General features: G+C 69.2%; 19 protein-coding genes. 12 read left to right on the forward strand and 7 right to left on the reverse strand.

Annotated features, from left to right (window positions below; translation table 11 throughout):
• The first annotated feature begins 220 nt into the window (after positions 1-220).
• Positions 221-859, forward strand: a complete 639-nt coding sequence (gene nth, locus FD678_RS09355) for an endonuclease III (protein ID WP_218569691.1) — start codon at positions 221-223, stop codon at positions 857-859.
• 42 nt (positions 860-901) lie between these two features.
• Here nth and FD678_RS09360 read toward each other — a convergent pair whose 3' ends face one another.
• The 4 genes from FD678_RS09360 to FD678_RS09375 all read right to left on the reverse strand — a co-directional run bounded on the left by FD678_RS09360 (position 902) and on the right by FD678_RS09375 (position 5,106).
• Positions 902-2,446, reverse strand: coding sequence for a SulP family inorganic anion transporter (locus FD678_RS09360; protein ID WP_140722016.1), 1,545 nt, complete (start codon positions 2,444-2,446; stop codon positions 902-904).
• An 11-nt stretch (positions 2,447-2,457) separates the two neighbouring features.
• Positions 2,458-3,141, reverse strand: a complete 684-nt coding sequence (locus tag FD678_RS09365; protein ID WP_256661900.1) for a carbonic anhydrase — start codon at positions 3,139-3,141, stop codon at positions 2,458-2,460.
• A 99-nt stretch (positions 3,142-3,240) separates the two neighbouring features.
• Positions 3,241-3,849 (reverse strand): hypothetical protein, encoded by a 609-nt coding sequence (locus FD678_RS09370; protein WP_140722022.1) that lies wholly within the window; start codon positions 3,847-3,849, stop codon positions 3,241-3,243.
• A gap of 12 nt (positions 3,850-3,861) precedes the next feature.
• Positions 3,862-5,106 (reverse strand): porin, encoded by a 1,245-nt coding sequence (locus FD678_RS09375; RefSeq protein WP_140722025.1) that lies wholly within the window; start codon positions 5,104-5,106, stop codon positions 3,862-3,864.
• Positions 5,107-5,362: 256 nt separating this feature from the next.
• Between FD678_RS09375 and pstS (FD678_RS09380) the strand changes: the two genes are divergently transcribed.
• From pstS (FD678_RS09380) to rnt, 11 genes are all read left to right on the forward strand, one after another.
• Positions 5,363-6,376 (forward strand): phosphate ABC transporter substrate-binding protein PstS, encoded by a 1,014-nt coding sequence (gene pstS / locus FD678_RS09380; RefSeq protein ID WP_140722028.1) that lies wholly within the window; start codon positions 5,363-5,365, stop codon positions 6,374-6,376.
• Between the two features lie 333 nt (positions 6,377-6,709).
• Complete coding sequence (gene pstS, locus FD678_RS09385; RefSeq protein WP_140722031.1) at positions 6,710-7,810, forward strand: phosphate ABC transporter substrate-binding protein PstS; 1,101 nt, start codon at positions 6,710-6,712, stop codon at positions 7,808-7,810.
• A gap of 201 nt (positions 7,811-8,011) precedes the next feature.
• On the forward strand, positions 8,012-8,986 hold the full coding sequence (gene pstC, locus FD678_RS09390) for a phosphate ABC transporter permease subunit PstC (protein ID WP_140722034.1): 975 nt from the start codon (positions 8,012-8,014) through the stop codon (positions 8,984-8,986).
• On the forward strand, positions 8,986-9,849 hold the full coding sequence (gene pstA, locus FD678_RS09395; protein WP_140722037.1) for a phosphate ABC transporter permease PstA: 864 nt from the start codon (positions 8,986-8,988) through the stop codon (positions 9,847-9,849). The genes pstC and pstA overlap by 1 nt, the downstream gene beginning before the upstream one ends.
• A gap of 19 nt (positions 9,850-9,868) precedes the next feature.
• Entirely contained in the window at positions 9,869-10,711 is an 843-nt protein-coding gene (gene pstB / locus FD678_RS09400) for a phosphate ABC transporter ATP-binding protein PstB (RefSeq protein ID WP_140722040.1), read from the forward strand.
• Between the two features lie 113 nt (positions 10,712-10,824).
• Positions 10,825-11,535: a phosphate signaling complex protein PhoU gene (phoU, locus tag FD678_RS09405; RefSeq protein ID WP_140722043.1), complete on the forward strand. Its 711-nt coding sequence runs from the start codon at positions 10,825-10,827 to the stop codon at positions 11,533-11,535.
• Positions 11,536-11,645: 110 nt separating this feature from the next.
• Positions 11,646-11,969, forward strand: coding sequence for an RcnB family protein (locus FD678_RS09410; protein ID WP_140722045.1), 324 nt, complete (start codon positions 11,646-11,648; stop codon positions 11,967-11,969).
• Between the two features lie 100 nt (positions 11,970-12,069).
• Positions 12,070-12,402 (forward strand): hypothetical protein, encoded by a 333-nt coding sequence (locus tag FD678_RS09415; protein WP_140722048.1) that lies wholly within the window; start codon positions 12,070-12,072, stop codon positions 12,400-12,402.
• Positions 12,389-13,252: an HvfB family MNIO-type RiPP peptide maturase gene (locus FD678_RS09420; RefSeq protein WP_140722051.1), complete on the forward strand. Its 864-nt coding sequence runs from the start codon at positions 12,389-12,391 to the stop codon at positions 13,250-13,252. The genes FD678_RS09415 and FD678_RS09420 overlap by 14 nt, the downstream gene beginning before the upstream one ends.
• Positions 13,245-13,988 (forward strand): HvfC family RiPP maturation protein, encoded by a 744-nt coding sequence (locus FD678_RS09425; protein ID WP_140722054.1) that lies wholly within the window; start codon positions 13,245-13,247, stop codon positions 13,986-13,988. The genes FD678_RS09420 and FD678_RS09425 overlap by 8 nt, the downstream gene beginning before the upstream one ends.
• 120 nt (positions 13,989-14,108) lie before the next feature.
• Positions 14,109-14,756 (forward strand): ribonuclease T, encoded by a 648-nt coding sequence (gene rnt, locus FD678_RS09430; RefSeq protein ID WP_177497694.1) that lies wholly within the window; start codon positions 14,109-14,111, stop codon positions 14,754-14,756.
• Between the two features lie 106 nt (positions 14,757-14,862).
• On the opposite strand, the gene rlmB is transcribed toward rnt, so the two are convergent.
• The 3 genes from rlmB to rnr all read right to left on the reverse strand — a co-directional run bounded on the left by rlmB (position 14,863) and on the right by rnr (position 18,736).
• Positions 14,863-15,606 (reverse strand): 23S rRNA (guanosine(2251)-2'-O)-methyltransferase RlmB, encoded by a 744-nt coding sequence (rlmB, locus tag FD678_RS09435; protein WP_140722060.1) that lies wholly within the window; start codon positions 15,604-15,606, stop codon positions 14,863-14,865.
• Between the two features lie 168 nt (positions 15,607-15,774).
• Complete coding sequence (locus FD678_RS09440; protein ID WP_140722064.1) at positions 15,775-16,239, reverse strand: GFA family protein; 465 nt, start codon at positions 16,237-16,239, stop codon at positions 15,775-15,777.
• Between the two features lie 10 nt (positions 16,240-16,249).
• Complete coding sequence (gene rnr / locus FD678_RS09445; RefSeq protein ID WP_140722067.1) at positions 16,250-18,736, reverse strand: ribonuclease R; 2,487 nt, start codon at positions 18,734-18,736, stop codon at positions 16,250-16,252.
• Positions 18,737-18,798 lie beyond the last annotated feature (62 nt).

Consider the following 18,798-nt stretch of genomic DNA (forward strand, 5'->3'; position numbering starts at 1 on the left):
GCGCGGCCGAACGCGAGGCGCGCCGCGCGCCGCCTCCCGCGCCCGACCGGCCCGCCGCGCCGGCGCTGCCGCCGCTGGCGGCGGCGATCCTGGCACGCGCCAAGGCCAAGGCGGCCGCGAAAGGACAATCATGAGCACCAAGAAAGAAGCCCGGCGCAAGGGCGCGGTGTCCGCCGGCGCGAGCGCCGCGAAAAAGCCGGCCACGCGCCGCGGCGGCACCATGACCCGGGCCGAGATCGTGGAGATGTTCTCGCGCCTGCGCGAACTCAATCCGCATCCGACCACCGAACTCGAATACTCCACGCCGTTCGAACTGCTCGTGGCGGTGATCCTGTCGGCGCAGGCGACCGACGTCGGCGTCAACAAGGCCACCCGCAAGCTGTACCCGGTCGCCAACACGCCGCAGGCGATCCTCGATCTCGGCGAGGACGGACTGAAGCGCTACATCTCCACCATCGGCCTGTTCAACGCCAAGGCCAAGAACGTGATCGCCACCTGCCGCATCCTGGTGGAACGGTACGGCGGCAAGGTCCCGCGCGAACGCGCCGCGCTGGAAGCGCTGCCGGGCGTCGGCCGCAAGACCGCCAACGTGGTGCTCAACACCGCCTTCGGCGAACCGACGATGGCGGTGGACACGCACATCTTCCGGGTTTCCAACCGCACCGGGCTGGCGCCGGGCAAGGACGTGCGCGCGGTCGAGGATGCCCTGCTCAAGCGCGTGCCGGCCGAGTTCCTGCAGGACGCGCACCACTGGCTGATCCTGCATGGCCGCTACGTGTGCAAGGCGCGCAAGCCGGACTGCCCGCAGTGCGTGATCCGCGACCTGTGCAAGTACAAGGACAAGACGCAGGCCGCGTAGGCGCCGCATCTTCGACGCGGCGCCCACGCGGTCCCGCACCGGTCACGCCGGATTGAGCCCCACGCGCGCCGGCCCGCGTCCTTCGGTACGCGTCTCCAGCGCCTGCCAGTCGACCACCAGCGTGTTGCCGCGCGCGGCCGCGTTGCGGGCGAAGTCGCGCAGCAGCTCCAGGCAGGCGTGGTCGACATGGCGCAACCGGCTCACGTCCAGGTGCAGTTCGCGCCCGGGCGGCACCTGCTCCAGCGTGCGCGCCATCTCCGGCACGCGCAGGAAGGTGGCCGAGCCGTCCAGCGCCAGCACGAGCCGGTTGCCCTCGCCCTCCGGCTCATGGACGTTCACCTTCAGCCGCGAGGAATGCAGCGACAGGCGCAGCAGCGACAGCGCGAAGCCTACGATCACCCCGGTCAGCAGGTCGGTGGCAACGATCGCCAGCATGGTCGCCAGGTAGATCGCCGCCGTGCCGCGGCCGTAGGCGGCGAGCGTCCGCACCTGGCGCAGGTTGACCATCTTGACGCCGGTGTAGATCAGGATGCCGGCCAGGCACGCCACCGGCGCCATCCGCAGCAGCCACGGCAGCAGCATCGCGAACACCAGCAGCCAGCCCGCATGCAGGATGGTGGACATCCGCGTCGCCGCCCCGGCCTGCACGTTGGCCGCGCTGCGCACGATCACGCCGGTCATCGGCAACGCGCCGAGCGCGCCGCAGACCATGTTGCCGACGCCTTGCGCCGCCAGTTCGCGGTCGTACTGCGTGCGCGCTCCCGTGTGCATGCGGTCCACGGCCGCCGCCGAAAGCAGCGTCTCGGCGCTGGCGATGAAGGCGAAGGTGATCGCCGACACCAGCAAGGTGGTGTCGAGCAGGCCGGCCAGGTCGGCCCAGCCCGGCACGCGGATGGCCTCGAGCAGGTTGCCCGGCACGTCGACGCGCGCGACCGCGAGCCCCTGCCACTGCGCCAGCGCGGTGATGCCCACCACCGCGAGCAGCGCGCCCGGCACGAAGCGCAGTCGCGCCGGCCTGAGCTTGTCCCAGGCCAGCATGATCGCGATCGTGCCCAGGCCGACCAGCAGCGCGGTACGCCCGACGCCCTGGTCGAGCGCGCGCCAGAGCACGCCCGGCAACGCGGCGAAGTTCTCCAGGCCACGCGCCTTGGGGGCCGCATCCATCAGCACGTGCGCCTGCGAGGCGATGATGAGGATGCCGATGCCCGACAGCATGCCGGCCACCACCGCCGGCGAGGTCATGCGGAACCACACGCCGGCCCGGCACAGCCCGGCCAGCAGCTGGATGACGCCGGCCAGCAGCACCACCGGGCCCAGGGCGGCGATGCCGTGCTGGCGCACCAGTTCGAACACCAGCACGGCCATGCCCGCGGCGGGGCCGCTGACCTGCAGCGGCGACCCGGCCAGCACGCCCACCACCAGGCCGCCGACGATGCCGGTGATCAACCCGGCCGCCGGCGGCACCCCCGAGGCGATGGCGATGCCCATGCACAGCGGCAGCGCCACCAGGAACACCACCATCGAGGCCAGCAGGTCGCGCCCGAACAGGCGCTGCCGGAAGTAGTCGCGAATCGACGGGGATCGCATGGCCGCGCTCCTCACGCCGTTTCGGCTTCGAGCGCGGCTTCCAGGGCCAACCGCGGCGGCGGCGTGGCCTCCGGCGTGCGACCGTCTTCGATCAGCAGCGGCACGAAGCGGCCGCTGCGCGCGTCGAAAGCGCGGATCTCGCCATGGGCGATGTCGTAGATCCAGCCATGGATGCGCAGCGTGCCGGCGGCCAGCCGCGACGCCACCACCGGCTGCGTGCGCAGATGGTCCAGCTGGGCCACCACGTTCTCTTCGGTCAGGCAGGCCAGCGCCTGTTCGCTGTCCGGCGCATGGCCGTGGTGGACGGCCACGTGGCGGGCGCTGTCGGTGTGCTTGAGCCACGCCGCCACCGAGGGTACGCCCTGCAGCGATTCCGGCTTGAGCACGGCCTTCATCGCACCGCAGTCGGAATGGCCGCAGACCACCACGTGGCGGACCCCGAGCACGGCGACCGCGTACTCGATCGCCGCGACCACGCCGCTGACGTGTTGCGAGTACGGCGGCACCACGTTGCCGATGTTGCGGTAGACGAACAGTTCGCCCGGCCGGGCGGAGAACATCAGTTCCGGCATCACCCGCGAATCGGCGCAGGTGATGAACAGGGTGTGCGGCTTCTGGCCGGCGGCCAGCTGGCGGAACAGGTCACGCTGGCCGGGATAGACGTGCTGACGGAAATGGCGGAAACCTTCGATCATGCTTTCCATTGGGGGAATGCTCCAGGCATGCAGGGGCCGTGTCCGCGGCGCGGGCCGCGGAAGGCGGGAACAAGGGCGGTGTCGCGGGAGGACGGCGCGTCAGCGGGCGCCGATCGGAGGCCGGTGCAGCGGCTCGGGCCAGGCGCTGCCCGGCGGTTCCAGCAGGCGGGTTCCGGACAGCGTCGCGTGCGGGCGATGCGATTGGAACGGAGCGCGCGGCAGCATCGCCTCGTCGGCCGCCGGCTCCGGGTCCTCGGGCGCGCAGGCCTGGTCGTGGCTCGCCGGCGAATCCGGCTCGGCCAGCACGCCCTGGCACTCGCCCGCGAACGTCGTCGCAGGCACCAGGGCCATGACCAGCATGAAGACGAGAAGACAATGGAACACGCGCGGCAACATGCCCCGGAAGCTACGCGAGACGCGCGCGGCGGGCCAAGTGCTGCAGAGCACAAAAACGCGGATTTCATGGCGAATGCGCGGCTCGATCAGCCGGCAGACATCTGCGTGAAATATGCCTTCACCCCGCGCGCGACCGATGTCACGCCGCGACCGTGCCGGCGGTTGCGGCAAGGCTCCGGACGCACCGCGGCGGGCATCCGCGCGCAGGCGATGCGGCGCGCGACAGCGCGCGTGATCTTCGTCGCGTTCGCACGCGACGCAGTGCGCAACGAAAAACGGCGGCAGGTCACCCTGCCGCCGTCGCGATCGCATAGGCGAGCCGGATCAGAACTGCACGTCGCCGAACACGCCGAACTCGTTGGTCTTCAGCTCGTTGGCGGTGTCGGCCTTGGTGTGCTTGTACACGGTGGCCAGCTTGATGCCCTTGGTGATCGGGAACTCGACACCGAGGTGGTAGTAGGTGTTCTGGTAATCCGGGTTCACCTGCTTGCTGGTGTCGACCTTGTCGTAACGGCCGAACGCGTTGATGCCGCCGTCGGTCAGCGCCACGTTGGCCCACAGCGACCAGCCCTGCGCCTTGTCGTCGGCGACGTTGGTGACGGCCCAGTTCTTGGCCTGGAACCACTCGCCGCCGAAGCGGAACTTCGACGAGGCGTAGGCCGCCATGGCGTTGATGCGCTCGGCGGTGTGCGGCGGATCGACCAGTTCGGTCTCCAGGCCGCGCTTGCCGGAGTAGCCGCCCACGGCGATGACGGTGTTCTGGGTCGGGGCGTAGCCCACGCGCGCCTCGAAATCGACGCCCTTGCTGCGACTCGGGTTGCGGTAGCCGCGGCCGTTGCTGATCGAGGCGGCGTAGTTGAAGCCGTTGGCGTCGCCGCCGGCATGGATGCCCCAGTCCGCCGAGGTGCCGTACGACAGGCGGTCGACCAGGGTGTTCTGCACGTAGCGGTAGCCGTAGTACTTCTCGACGAACGGGATCCACGGCGTGTCGGCCGCGCCGGCGCGCAGGAACAGCGCGTCGCTGAACTTGGCCTGCACGTAGGCCTTCTTGATGAAGACCTCGACGCTGTTGGGCTGGTTGGCGCCCGCGCCCGAACCGAACGACAGGTACTGCGCGTCGGTGGTCAGGTTGGCCGACCAGACCTCGTTGAAGGTGTGGTCGAAGGTCAGGTAGAAGCGGGTGACGTCGAAACCGGTGCCGCTGTTGGCGGTCTTGGTGCCGTTGTTCTTCTGGTCGATGCTGGTCGCGTCGAAGAAGATGCGGCCACCGATCTTGGTGTCGTTGACCAGCTTGGCGAGCTTGTCGACCTTGCTGCTGGCGGCCTGCGCGTCCTCGGCCGCCTTGGCCTGCACCACATTCACTTCGGACTGCGCGTCGGACTGGGTCTGCAGCGACTGGGTCTGCTCCTGCAACGCCTGCACCTGGGCCTGCAGGGCCGCGATCTGGGCCTGCAACTGCTCGAGCTGTGCAGCAGTCGCCGCCGGGGTGGTCGCCTTGGCGGCGAAGGCGTCGGTGGACACCAGGCCAAGGCTGGCGATGATCGCCGTGGCGAGCAAATGGGAACGCATCTGGGATTTCTCCATGGGTGGTTTTGGCTTCAGGTAACGCCCGCACCGTCACGCGAATGGCGGCCAAACGTTTTGTGAAGATTCCGTCAAACACATGACGGTTTTGAGTCACACCCATGACCGCTCGAAGACAAGCGTGCCGGAGCGCACTGTCATCCAAACGTCATCCTTCCGTAGCGAGAGATTCATCTAATCGACTTGCAATAGCCGGCGCTGTCGGCCGTCGCGCCGACCACCACCCTAGGAGCAATCTCGAATGCATTCCCTCAAGAACCGCGTGCTGGTCGGCCTCGTCGCCGCCTCGTTCGCCTTCGCGTCGCAGGCCGCCGACATCACGGGCGCCGGCGCCTCCTTCATCTACCCGGTGATGTCCAAGTGGTCGGCCGACTACGCGAACGCCACCGGCAACAAGGTCAACTACCAGTCGATCGGCTCGGGCGGCGGCATCGCCCAGATCAAGGCCGGCACCGTCGATTTCGGTTCCTCCGACGCGCCGCTGAAGCCGGAAGACTTGGCCGCCTCCGGCCTGGCGCAGTTCCCGTCGGTGATCGGCGGCGTGGTGCCGGTCGCCAACGTGCCGGGCCTGCAGCCGGGCGCGCTGAAGCTGGATGGCCCGACCCTGGCCAACATCTTCCTGGGCAAGATCACCAAGTGGAACGACCCGGCGATCGCCGCGCTCAACGCCGGCCTGACCCTGCCCGACCTCAAGATCACCGTCGTGCACCGCTCGGACGGCTCGGGCACCAGCTTCAACTACACCAACTACCTGTCCAAGGTCAGCCCGGACTGGAAGGCCAAGGTCGGCGAAGGCACCACCGTGCAGTGGCCGGCCGGCATCGGCGGCAAGGGCAACGAAGGCGTGGCCGCCTACGTCAAGCAGATCCGCGGCGGCATCGGCTACGTCGAGCTGGCCTATGCGCTGCAGAACAAGCTGAGCTACGCGCAGTTGAAGAACGCCGCCGGCCGCTTCGTGCAGCCGAGCGACGAGAGCTTCGCCGCCGCGGCCGCCAGCGCCGACTGGGCCAACGCCAAGGACTTCTACCTGGTCATCACCAACGCCCCGGGCGCCAATTCCTGGCCGATCACCGCCACCAACTTCATCCTGGTGCGCAAGAAGGCCAAGCCGGCCAACCTGAAGAACACCACCGATTTCTTCCGCTGGATCTACGCCAACGGCGACGCCCAGGCCAAGCAGCTCGACTACGTGCCGCTGCCCGACTCGCTGGTGCAGCAGATCGAGGCCTACTGGACCAAGTCGGTACAGAAGTAATCGAGCCAAGGCAGGCGAAGGGGCGCCTCTCCCTCCCCTTCGCCCACCGCGACGCGGGCCTTCGTGGCCCGCGTCTTTTTTGGGGACCCGGGATCCGGCTGCTCTCGCGGCTCTTCGCAGGAGGGACTTCCGCCCCGGCAACAGGCCGGCAAAGCCCGCCGGCGCCGGAGCCGTCCCGGGCAACGCCTCTCCGAGGCAGCCCCCCCCCCCGCCTTTCCGCGACCCAGGTCCCGAATCCCGGCCCCGGAGCCCTGTAATCAACATGTAACAAAAACATCATTTCATAGCGTGGCCCGCCGGAATCACCGGCAAGAACCCGTTATGGAGCACCGCATGAAACTGCAATCGGCCGGCCTCGCCGCCCTGTCCCTGGCCATCGCCCTGGCCATGACCGCTTGCAACAAGCCGGGCAACGAAGCCCAGCAGCCCGCCGACGCGGCACCGGCCGCCGGCAATGCGTCCGCCCCCGCCGCCGGCGATGCCAAGGCGGCCGAGATCTCCGGCGCCGGCGCCTCCTTCATCTATCCGCTGATCTCGAAGTGGTCGGCCGACTACAACGCCGCCACCGGCAACAAGATCAACTACCAGTCGATCGGCTCGGGCGGCGGCATCGCCCAGATCAAGGCCGGCACCGTCGACTTCGGCTCCTCCGACAAGCCGCTGGCCAGCGACGAACTGGCGCAGTCGGGCCTGGGCCAGTTCCCGTCCGCGATCGGCGGCGTAGTGCCGGTGGTCAACCTGGAAGGCATCGAGGCGGGCAAGCTGCGCCTGACCGGCGCGCTGCTGGCCGACATCTTCCTGGGCAAGGTCAGCAAGTGGAACGATCCGGCCATCGTCGCCGCCAACCCGGGCGTGAAGCTGCCCGACGCCAAGATCAACCTGGTGCATCGCTCGGACGGCTCGGGCACCAGCTTCAACTTCACCAACTACCTGTCCAAGGTCAGCCCGGAGTGGAAGGAGAAGGTCGGCGAAGGCACCTCGGTGCAGTGGCCGGGCGGCGTCGGCGGCAAGGGCAACGAGGGCGTGGCCTCCTACGTGCAGCAGATCAAGGGCTCGATCGGCTACGTCGAACTGGCCTACGCGCTGCAGAACAACATGCCGTACGCGTCGCTGCAGAACGCCGCCGGCAACTGGGTGCAGCCGAGCGCGGAGACCTTCGCCGCCGCGGCCGCCAGCGCCGACTGGAAGAACGCCAAGGACTTCAACCTGGTGATCACCAACGCCCCGGGCGACCAGGCCTGGCCGATCACCGCCACCAACTTCATGCTGATGCACAAGCAGGCCAAGGACCCGGCGCGCGCCAAGGCCACGCTGGATTTCTTCAAGTGGGCCTTCGAGAACGGCCAGCCGCAGGCCAACGAGCTGCACTACGTGCCGCTGCCGCCGGAGCTGGTGCAGCAGATCGAGGCGTATTGGGCGGCTGAGTTCAAGTGACGATTCGGCCCATGCGCCGCGCGCATGGCCTTGCCGAATCGTCATCCCCGCGTAGGCGGGGATCCAGCGACTTGCGCTTTCCTCCTCCTGATCCACGGATAGAAGCGTAGAAGCCAAGTCGCTGGGCCCCCGCCTTCGCGGGGGCGACGCAAGTCATCCTCACCCGCGCGGGAACGACGGCCCTCCACATCGGAATCCTCAATGAACGCCACCGTCATTCCCGAAGCGATGACCGCCCCCCGCGGCCGCGACCTGCGCGACGCCCGCGCCGACCGGCTGTTCAAGGTGGCGCTGACCGCCACCGTCGTCTTCGTCCTGATCGCCCTCGCCAGCGCCGCGCTGTCGATGCTGTGGGGCGGCCGCCACGCCCTGCAGATGGAGGGCCTGAGCTTCTTCTACTCGGCCGAGTGGAATCCGGTCGAGAACAAGTACGGCGCGCTCGCGCCGATCTACGGCACCATCGTCACCGCGCTGATCGCGATGCTGATCGCGGTGCCGGTGAGCTTCGGCATCGCCTTCTTCCTGACCGAGGTCGCGCCGCGCTGGCTGCGCGCCCCGATCGGCACCGCCATCGAGCTGCTGGCCGGCATCCCGTCGATCATCTACGGCATGTGGGGCCTGTTCGTGCTGGTGCCGGTGATGACCGAGTACGTCACACCGTTCCTCAACGACCACGTCGGCACGCTGCCGCTGATCGGGCCGCTGTTCCAGGGCCCGCCGCTGGGCATCGGCATGCTCACCGCCGGTTTCGTGCTGGCGATCATGGTGATCCCGTTCATCTCCTCGGTGATGCGCGAAGTGTTCCTGACCGTGCCGACCCGGCTGAAGGAATCGGCCTACGCGCTCGGCTCGACCAAGTGGGAAGTGAGCTGGGACATCGTCCTGCCCTACACCCGCTCGGCGGTGATCGGCGGCATCTTCCTCGGCCTGGGCCGCGCGCTCGGCGAGACCATGGCGGTGGCCTTCGTGATCGGCAACACCGTGCGGCTCTCGCCGTCGCTGCTGGAACCGGGCACCACCATCGCCGCGCTGATCGCCAACGATTTCGGCGAAGCCACCGAGACCTACCGTTCGGCGCTGCTGCTGCTCGGCTTCGTGCTGTTCATCGTCACCTTCGTGGTGCTGGCGATCGCGCGGCTGATGCTGCAACGCCTGTCGCGCAAGGAGGGCAACTGATGTCGGCCGTCTCGCAACGCCTGTACAACCGGCGCCGCCTGGTCAACGCGGTCGCGCTGGCGCTGTCGTGCGCCACCGCGCTGTTCGGCCTGTTCTTCCTCGGCTGGATCCTGTGGACCCTGGCCGCCAAGGGCATCGCCGGCATCAGCCTGGACCTGTTCACCAAGACGACGCCGCCGCCGATGCAGGAAGGTGGCCTGGCCAACGCATTCTTCGGCAGCGCCGTCATGTGCGTGCTGGCGATCGTGATCGGCACGCCGCTGGGCATCGCCGCCGGCACCTGGCTGGCCGAGTACGGCAACGCGCGCAAGGCCGGCACCGTGGTGCGCTTCGTCAACGACATCCTGCTGTCCGCGCCGTCGATCGTGCTGGGCCTGTTCGTCTACACCCTGTACGTGATGCAGACCGGCGGGCAGTTCTCCGCGTTCGCCGGCGCGCTGTCGCTCGCGTTCATCGTGCTGCCGGTGGTGGTGCGCACCACCGACGAGATGCTGCGGCTGGTGCCGGCGCAGATGCGCGAGGCGGCGCTGTCGCTGGGCATCCCGCAGTGGAAGGTGATCGTCCAGGTGCTCTACCGCAGCGCCTCGGCCGGCATCGTCACCGGCGTGCTGCTGGCCCTGGCCCGCATCTCCGGCGAGACCGCCCCGCTGCTGTTCACAGCCTTCGGCAACCAGTACTGGAACACCAACGTGTTCCGCCCGATGGCGAGCGTGCCGGTGGTGATGAACCAGTTCGCCGGCAGCCCGTACGAGTCGTGGCAGGTGCTGGCCTGGGCCGGCGCGCTGGTGCTGACCGTGTTCGTGCTGCTGGTGAGCCTGGGTGCGCGCGCCCTGCTCCTGCGCAACAAGATTTCCCATGACTGACCTTTCCTGGAAGCCCGCCATGAACGACCTCCACAACGCCGGCCAGAGCGCGGCCATGAGACAGCGCATCGCCGTGCCGGTTTCCGGCGAGACGGCGCTGGCGCCAGCACCGGTCAAGCTGGCCGCGCGTGGGTTGAACTTCTACTACGACAAGTTCCACGCGCTGAAGGACATCAACCTGGAGATCCCGGAGAAGCGCGTGACCGCCCTGATCGGTCCCTCCGGCTGCGGCAAGTCCACCCTGCTGCGCATCTTCAACCGCATCTACGCGCTCTATCCCAAGCTGGAGGCGCGCGGCGACGTGCTGCTCGACGGCGAGAACATCCTCTCGCCGAAGTACCCGATGAACCGCCTGCGCAGCAAGGTCGGCATGGTCTTCCAGAAGCCGGTGCCGTTCCCGATGACGATCTTCGAGAACGTCGCCTACGGCATCCGCCACCACGAGAAGCTGTCCAGGAGCGAGATGAACGACCGCGTCGAGCAGGCGCTGCGCCAGGGCGCGCTGTGGGACGAGGTCAAGGACAAGCTCAACCAGAGCGCGCTGGGCCTGTCCGGCGGCCAGCAGCAGCGCCTGTGCATCGCCCGCGCGGTGGCCCTGCGCCCCGACGTGCTGCTGCTCGACGAGCCGACCTCCGCGCTGGACCCGATCTCCACCAGCCGCATCGAGCAGCTCGTGGAAGAGCTGAAGAACGACTACACGATCGTGATCGTCACCCACAACATGCAGCAGGCGGCCCGCGTGAGCGACTACACCGCCTTCATGTACCTGGGCGACCTGATCGAGCACGACCGTACCGAGACGATCTTCTCGCAGCCGTCCAAGCAGCAGACCGAGGACTACATCACCGGGCGTTTCGGCTGATGCCGAACCGCCGTGATTCGTGATTCGTGATTGGCGATTCGCAGAAGAAGCCCCAGCCACGAACCGATGCCGCCACGAATCACCAATCACGAATCACCAATCACGGACATGCCATGAACAACCTGCCCAACGACCACATCGTCAAGAGCTACGACGAAGAGCAGCACCGGCTGGTCGCCGAGATCATCCGCATGGGCGAGACCGCCGTGGCGCAGCTGGAGGCCGCGCTCGACGTGGTCGAGCGCCGCGACGACAACGCCGCGCACCGGATCATCGCCAACGACGAGGCGATCGACGCGCTCGAACACGCCATCAGCCACGACGTGATGCGGCTGGCGCTGCGCGGCCCGATGGCCCGCGACCTGCGCGAGATCCTGGTCGGGTTGCGCATCCCGTCCGACATCGAGCGCATCGGCGACTACGCCGCGAACGTCGCCAAGCGCTCGATCGCGCTCAACGCCGTGCCGCCGCTGCCGCAGACCGTGGGCCTGCGCGCCCTGGGCGAGCTCGCCGCCGAGCAGGTGCGCCAGGTGCTGCAGGCCTACCGCAGCAACGATGCCGAGGCCGCCATGCAGGTCCGCACCGCCGATGCCCGTCTGGACGCGCAGTACACCGCGCTGTTCCGCGAGCTGCTGACCTACATGATGGAAGACCCGCGCAACATCACCCCGTGCACGCACCTGCTGTTCATGGCCAAGAACCTCGAGCGCATCGGCGACCACGCCACCAACATCGCCGAGAACGTCTGGTTCCTGGTGAACGGCGACCAGCCGCTGCCGCCGCGCGAGAAGCGCGACGACACCAGCACCACCGTGGCTCCCTGAGAATCAACCTGAATAGGCGGCCACGGCGGCCGGGGGACTTAATTTCGCGTTCACGCGGCGGACTCTAGCGTTCGTTCCGCAGGCGGATCCTGCCCAGAGGAGAACCACCCATGAAACGCGTCCTCGCTTCGATGCTCGCAGTGGCCATGCTGTCCGGCAGCGGCCTCGCCTTCGCCGATCCCCCGCCGCATGCCGGCGGCCACGGCAACGCCCATGGAGACAAGGGCAAGGGCCCGCCGCCGGGCCAGGTCAAGCGCTGGCAGAAGGGCGACCGCCTGCCGCGCGACCATCGCGGCGTCTATGTCTCCGACTACGCCCGCTACGGCCTCAAGCCGCCGCCGCCCGGCCACCAGTGGCGCCGGGTCGACAACGACTACGTCCTGGTCGCGGTGGCCACCGGCATCATCGCCAGCGTGATCCTCGGCGACCATTGACCCGGCACGACAAGGGCCCCGCCAAGCGCGGGGCCCTTGTCGTCCACGCGCCCCTGGAGCGCGCTAAGCTGCCGGCTCATCCACGCGACCGGAGCACGACATGAACCGCATCAACCGTACGGCGACCCTGGGCGCAGTCCTGGTGGGCGGCAGCCTGCTGGCATCGCCGGGTTTCGCGATGACCGACCTGGCCCAGGGATACGCCCTGGGCGCCGCTCAGGACACGACCGGCACGCCGAAGGATCCCCAGCCCCGGCGGACCCCGGCCCCGCGGCAGGACGCCGCTCCCAGGCCGCAGGAAAAACAGGACGCCTCCGAGCCGGCGCCGGCGCACGCCGACAAGGCCAAGCACAGCGAGAAGAAGAAGGACGCTTCCGGCAAGCAGATGAGCGAAGGCAAGTGCGGCGAAGGCAAATGCGGTGGCGCGCTCTGACGGCGCGGCGCCGCACCTCGCCGCGGGCCTCGGCCTGCGGCGTGGCCTGATCGGCGCACTGCTGGAAGCCCCGGCCAGCGCCTTCGATTTCCTCGAATGCGCGCCCGACAACTGGATCGGCGTCGGCGGCGCGCTCGGCGAGCAGTTGCAGGCGCTCGCCGAACGGCATCCGCTGACCTGCCATGGGCTGTCGCTTTCGCTCGGCGGCGTCGCGCCGCTCGACGAGGAATTCCTACGGCGCACCCGCCGGTTCCTGGACCGTCACCACGTCGCGCTCTACAGCGAGCACCTGAGCTGGTGCAGCGACGATGGCCAGCTCTACGAGCTGATGCCGCTGCCGTTCACCGAGGAAGCCGTGCGCCACGTCGCGGCGCGCATCCGCCGCGTGCAGGACGTGCTCGGCCGGCGCATCGCGGTGGAGAACGTTTCGTACTACGCCGAGCTGCCCTCGCCCGGGCAGGCCCGCCTGTCCGAACCGGAATTCGTGCGCGCCGTGCTGGACGAGGCCGGCTGCGACCTGCTGCTCGACGTCAACAACGTGCACGTCAACGCGGTCAACCAGGGCTACGACGCGCGCGCCTTCATCGACGCGATGCCCTCCGCGCGCATCGCCAGCTACCACGTCGCCGGCCACCACGACGAAGCGCCCGGCCTGAAGATCGACAGCCATGGCCGGGACGTGCATGCCGACACCTGGCGGCTGCTCGCGCACGCCTATGCCCGCCATGGCGTGCGCCCCACCCTGCTGGAAAGGGATTTCAACCTGCCGCCGCTGGCGCGACTGCTGGACGAGCTGGAACGGGTCCGCGACCTGCAACGCGCGTTCCCCGTGCAGGCCGCGCATGCCTGAAGCGCTCGAACGCCTGCTGGCGGGATTCGCCGCGCACCTGCGCGATCCCGCGCATGCGCCGGCCCCCGCAGGGATGGATCCGCGGCGGCTGCAGGTCTACCGCGAGCTTTACCTCAACAACCTGGAAAGCCTGCTGTCCGGCAACTTCCCCGTGCTGCGTCGCACGCTCGGCGACGCGGCGTGGCGGCGGCTGTGCGACGACTTCGCCCGCGACCATCGCGCGCGCTCGCCGCTGTTCACCGAAATAGGCCGGGAGTTCCTCGATTACCTGGACGAGCGCGACCCCGCCGCGCTGCCGCCCTGGCTGCCGGAACTGGCGCACTACGAATGGATCGAGCTGGACTTGCTGCTCGACGACGCTCCGCTCCCGCCGCACCTCCCCGATGGCGACCTGCTCGCCGGCACTCCCGTGCCGTCGCCGGCCGTGCGGTTGCTCGGCTATCGCTGGCCCGTGCACCGGATCGGCCCCGATTTCCAGCCGGAGGCGCCGCCGCCCGCCCCGACCTGGCTGTTGGCGCATCGCCGGGACGGCCAGGTGCGCTTCGCCGAACTGTCTCCCTTGGCCGCCCGCCTGGTCGCGCTGCTGGGCGAAGCCGGGGCCGGCAGCGGCAGGCGCACGCTCGAACGGCTCGCCGCCGAAGCCGGCGCATCCGCCCGCGAAGCCTTCCTGCAAGACGGCGCGCAGTTGCTGTACCGGCTGCGCGAGCAGGGCACGATCCTCGGCACCGCGCCCTGATGCGGGGCCGGCACGGGAAGCATGGAACGGGCCCGGCCGTATCCCGCGCCGCATCGAATCAGCCAGGAAAGGGGCCAGGCCCGCAACGGCGGATGTTTTTCGACCTGCTAGGCTATTGCGATGAGCAACAACGTCGAAACCCCACCCGCCCCCTCCGTGATCCCGATGTCGCGACGCTTCCGCGGTTACCTTCCCGTGGTCGTGGACGTGGAGACCGGCGGCTTCGACTGGAACCGGCACGCCCTGCTGGAAATCGCCTGCGTGCCGATCGAGATGGACGAGAACGGGCTGTTCCGGCCCGGCCAGACCACCAGCGCGCACGTGGTGCCCGCCCCGGGCACCGATATCGATCCCAAGTCGCTGGAAGTCACCGGCATCGTGCTCGACCATCCGTTCCGCTTCGCCAAGGAGGAAAAGGCCGCGCTGGACCACGTGTTCGCCCCGGTCCGCGAGGCGGTGAAGCGCTACGGTTGCCAGCGCGCGATCCTGGTCGGCCACAACGCCCACTTCGACCTCAACTTCCTCAATGCCGCGGTCGCGCGTACCGCGCACAAGCGCAACCCGTTCCACCCGTTCAGCGTGTTCGACACGGTGACGCTGGCCGGCGTGGCCTATGGCCAGACCGTGCTGGCGCGCGCGGTGCAGGCGGCCGGGCTGGAGTGGAACGCGGCCGACGCGCACAGCGCGGTCTACGACACGGAGCAGACCGCGCGGCTGTTCTGCAAGATCGCCAATGCCTGGCCAACAGGCGCGGCAGGCGCCGGCTAGCCAAGTCGCATCCGCAAGGCGCGCGCGGCACGCGAGGCTTCGGTTTCCCTGGCCATCGCGGCCAAGCCCTGTCCCGGCCGCCACCTTTCGAGCGAACGCCGTGGCCTCAGCCGCGCTGCCGGACCGCCTCGAACAACGTCACGCCGGCCGCGACCGACACGTTCAGGCTCTCGATCTCGCCCGGCATCGGGATGCGTACCAACTGGTCGCACTGTTCGCGGGTCAGCCGGCGCAGGCCGTCGGCCTCGCCTCCCAGCACCAGCGCGACGTTGCCGCGCAGGTCCAGCGCATACAGGGAGCCTTCCGCCTCGCCGGCCAGGCCGTAGATCCATACGCCTTGCTTCTGCAGGTCGCGCAGGCAGCGCACCAGGTTGGTCACCGCCACCACCGGGATGCGGTCGGCGGCACCGGCCGAGGTCTTGCGCACCGTGGCGTTGATCGTGGCCGACTTGTCCTTGGGGATGACCACCGCGGTGACGCCCGCCGCGGCCGCGCTGCGCAGGCAGGCGCCGAGGTTGTGCGGGTCCTGCACGCCGTCGAGCACCAGCAGCAGCGCCTTGCCCCCGGCGGCCTCGACCAGGCCTTCAAGCTCGTTCTCGTTCCAGGTTCGCGCCGCGGCGTACCGGGCCGCCACGCCCTGGTGGCGGACGCCGCCGCCGACGCCGTCCAGCGCCTGCGCATTGACCCGGCGCACGTCGATGCCCTTGCGGCGGGCGTTCTCCTCGATCTCGGTCAGGCGCGGGTTCTTGCTGCCCGCCTCGACCAGGACCTCGCGGACGTTGTCGGCATCGTTCTCGATCGAGGAAGCGACGGCGTTGACGCCGACGATCCACTGGTTCTGCTTGCTCATGGCGGGCTACTGGAAAAGAAAGCGGGCATGGTAGGCGCTGGCGGGCATCGCCGCCATGCTCCACCTCAGGAAGGGGTCTTCATTGTGGGAGGGACTTCAGTCCCGACGCTTTTGGAAGACAACCCCTGTCGGGACTGAAGTCCCTCCCACGAATAATGCTCCAACTCATCAAGGCCAGCGCTGGGTGTCGTGGTCCGGATGCTGGTTCGACACGAGCCGCGCCAGGAACTCCGTCGCCTCCACGTCCTGCTCGGTGCGCGTGCCGGGCAGCGCATGCAGGGTATCGACGAACGGCAGCTTGGCTTCCAGGCCGTACTGCAGCGTCGGCGGCAGCCGTTCCGGCTGGTCGAACGCGCCGGCCGCGATCGCCATGCCGTCCGGCGCCTCGTAGGTCAGCGGCGTGCCGCATTCGGCGCAGAAGCCGCGCTTGACCAGGTTCGAGGAGGCGAAGCGCTTCGGCTCCCCGCGCGTCCAGGCGAATTCCGCGCCGCGCACCGACACCAGCGGCGCGTAGTAGGCGCCGAACGCCTTCTGGCACATCCGGCAATGGCAGATCGAGGCATGGTCCAGCGTGCCGCGCGCGTGGAAACGCACCGCTCCGCACTGGCATCCGCCGCTGTATTCGTCCGTCATGGTCGCCCTCTCAGTATTTCTGCTTGGTCCGCTTGGCCGGCTTGCCGCGCGGCGGCAGCGGCGGCAGGCCGTCTTCGGGTTCCGGCTGGTCCAGCCGCTCCACCAGCCGGAAGTCGATCTTGCGCTCCTCCATGCTGGCCTTCAGCACCAGCACGCGTACCCGGTCGCCGAGCCGGTACTCCATGCCGCGGCGCTCGCCGGTCAGCGTCTTGCGCACCGCGTCGAAGTGGTAATAGTCCTGCGGCAGCTGGGTGACGTGCACCAGGCCGTTGACCTTCGACTCGTCCAGTTCCACGAACAGGCCGAAACTGGTCACGCCGCTGATCACGCCGTCGAAGCGGCCGCCGACGTGCTTCTCCATCCACGCCGCGCGGTAGCGCTCGTCGACCTCGCGCTCGGCCTCGTCGGCGCGGCGCTCGCGCTCGGAGCATTGCAGCGCCAGCGCCGCCATCTCGCGCGGCGTGTACAGGTACTTGTCCGGGCGGCCGCCGGTCAGCCCGTACTTGATCGCGCGGTGCACCAGCAGGTCCGGGTAGCGGCGGATCGGCGAGGTGAAGTGCGCGTACGCCTCCAGCGCCAGGCCGAAGTGGCCGCTGTTGTCCGGCGAGTACACCGCCAGGCTCTGGCTGCGCAGCAGCACCGACTCCAGCAGCGCCGCATCCGGGCGCTCGCGCACCTTCTTCAGCAGCTTGGTGTAGTCGCCGGGCTTGACCTTGCCCCATGGCGGCAGGCTCAGCTTGAACTCCTTGAGGAACTCCAGCAGGTCCTCGTACTTGTGCTCCGGCGGCCGCTCGTGGATGCGGTACGGCGCCGGGATGTGCGCGCCCAGCAGGTACTTCGCCGCCTCGACGTTGGCGGCGATCATGCATTCCTCGATCAGCTTGTGCGCGTCGTTGCGCACCAGCATCCCGGCCTGGGCGACCTCGCCGCGATTGTCGAGCACGAAGCGCACTTCCGAGGACTCGAACTCGATCGCGCCGCGCCGCGCGCGCGCCTTGGCCAGCACCTGGTAGAGCTGGTGCAACCGCTGCACCTGCGGCAGCAGCGGGCCTATCGCCGCCTTCGCCTCGGCGTCGTCCTCGCCCACCGCCTTCCAGACCTGCGTGTAGGTCAGGCGCGCGTGCGAGTTCATCACCGCCTCGTAGAAGCGCGAACCGGTCACTTCGCCCTTGCGGTCCACCTGCATGTCGCAGACGAAGCACATCCGGTCGACCTTGGGGTTCAGCGAGCAGATGCCGTTGGACAGCGTCTCCGGCAGCATCGGCACCACGAAGCCCGGGAAGTACACCGAGGTGGCGCGCTTTTGCGCCTCGTCGTCCAGCGGCGTCCCCGGCCGCACGTAGTGGGACACGTCGGCGATCGCCACCACCAGCCGGAACCCGTCCTTGTTCGGCTCGCAGTACACCGCGTCGTCGAAGTCCTTGGCGTCCTCGCCGTCGATGGTCACCAGCGGCGTGCGGCGCAGGTCCACGCGCTTGCCGACCATCGCCGGCTCGACCGCCAGCGGCACCGCCGCGGCCTCGTCCAGCACTTCCTTCGGGAATTCGTAGGGCAGGTTGTGGCCGTGGATCGCGGTCTCGACCAGCAGCGACGGCGTCAGCTTGTCGCCGAGCACGGCGACGATCCGGCCGATCGCGGGGCGCCGGCCGTCCGGCGGCGCGACCAGTTCGCACACCACCAGTTGCCCTTCCCTCGCCCCGCCGGTGCCGTCGGGCGGCACCTGCACGTTGCGCTGCACGCGCTTGTCGTCCGGCTCGACGTAGGCGATGCCCAGTTCGTAGAAGAACCGGCCGATCAGCCGGGTCATGCGCCGTTCCAGCACGCGCGCGATCGCGCCCTCGCGACGGCCGCGCCGGTCGATGCCGGTGACGTTGGCGAGCGCGCGGTCGCCGTGCATCACCTTGCGCATCTCGAACGGCGGCAGGAACAGGTCGTCGCCGCCTTCGTCGGGCTTGAGGAAGCCGAACCCGTCCGGGTTCGCGATCACCGTGCCGGCGATCAGGTTGGTATGCCGCACCGGCGCGAAGCCGCCGCGGCGGTTCTGCACCAGCTGCCCGTCGCGCACCATCGCCCCGAGCCGGCGGCCGAGCACCTCGATGCGCGCCTGCAGCCCGAGCCGTTCGGCGATTTCCTCCGCGGTCTGCGGCCCCTCGCAGGCTTCCAGGAATTCCAGGATCGCCTCGCGGCTGGCGATCGGCTCGGCATAGCGTTCGGCCTCGCGCGCCGCGTGCGGGTCGTGGAAGCCGCCGGCCTGCGGGGGCGGGCCGAGCGGCTTGCGCGGTTTGGGCGCCTCGCCAGGCGACTTGCCGGCGCGCGGCTTGCCGGCGGCCGCCGCCTTGCCCGGCTTCGCGGCCTTCGGCGCGGGGGCGATGAGCGACTCCGGCATCCAGGCCGGCAATGCGCGCTTGCCGGCCTTGCCATGCGGTTTCGGGGACGCGGCCTGCTTCGTCGCGTGCTTGCGGGGCGCCTTGCCGGCGCTTGGCGTTTTCTTCTTCATCGGCGCCATGGTAACCGCGCGCCTGCATGCGTACCGTCATGCCGGCAGGCATTGACAGACAC

Source organism: Pseudomonas sp. Hp2 (assembly GCF_006386585.1).
Taxonomy (GTDB): domain Bacteria; phylum Pseudomonadota; class Gammaproteobacteria; order Xanthomonadales; family Xanthomonadaceae; genus Pseudomonas_S; species Pseudomonas_S boreopolis.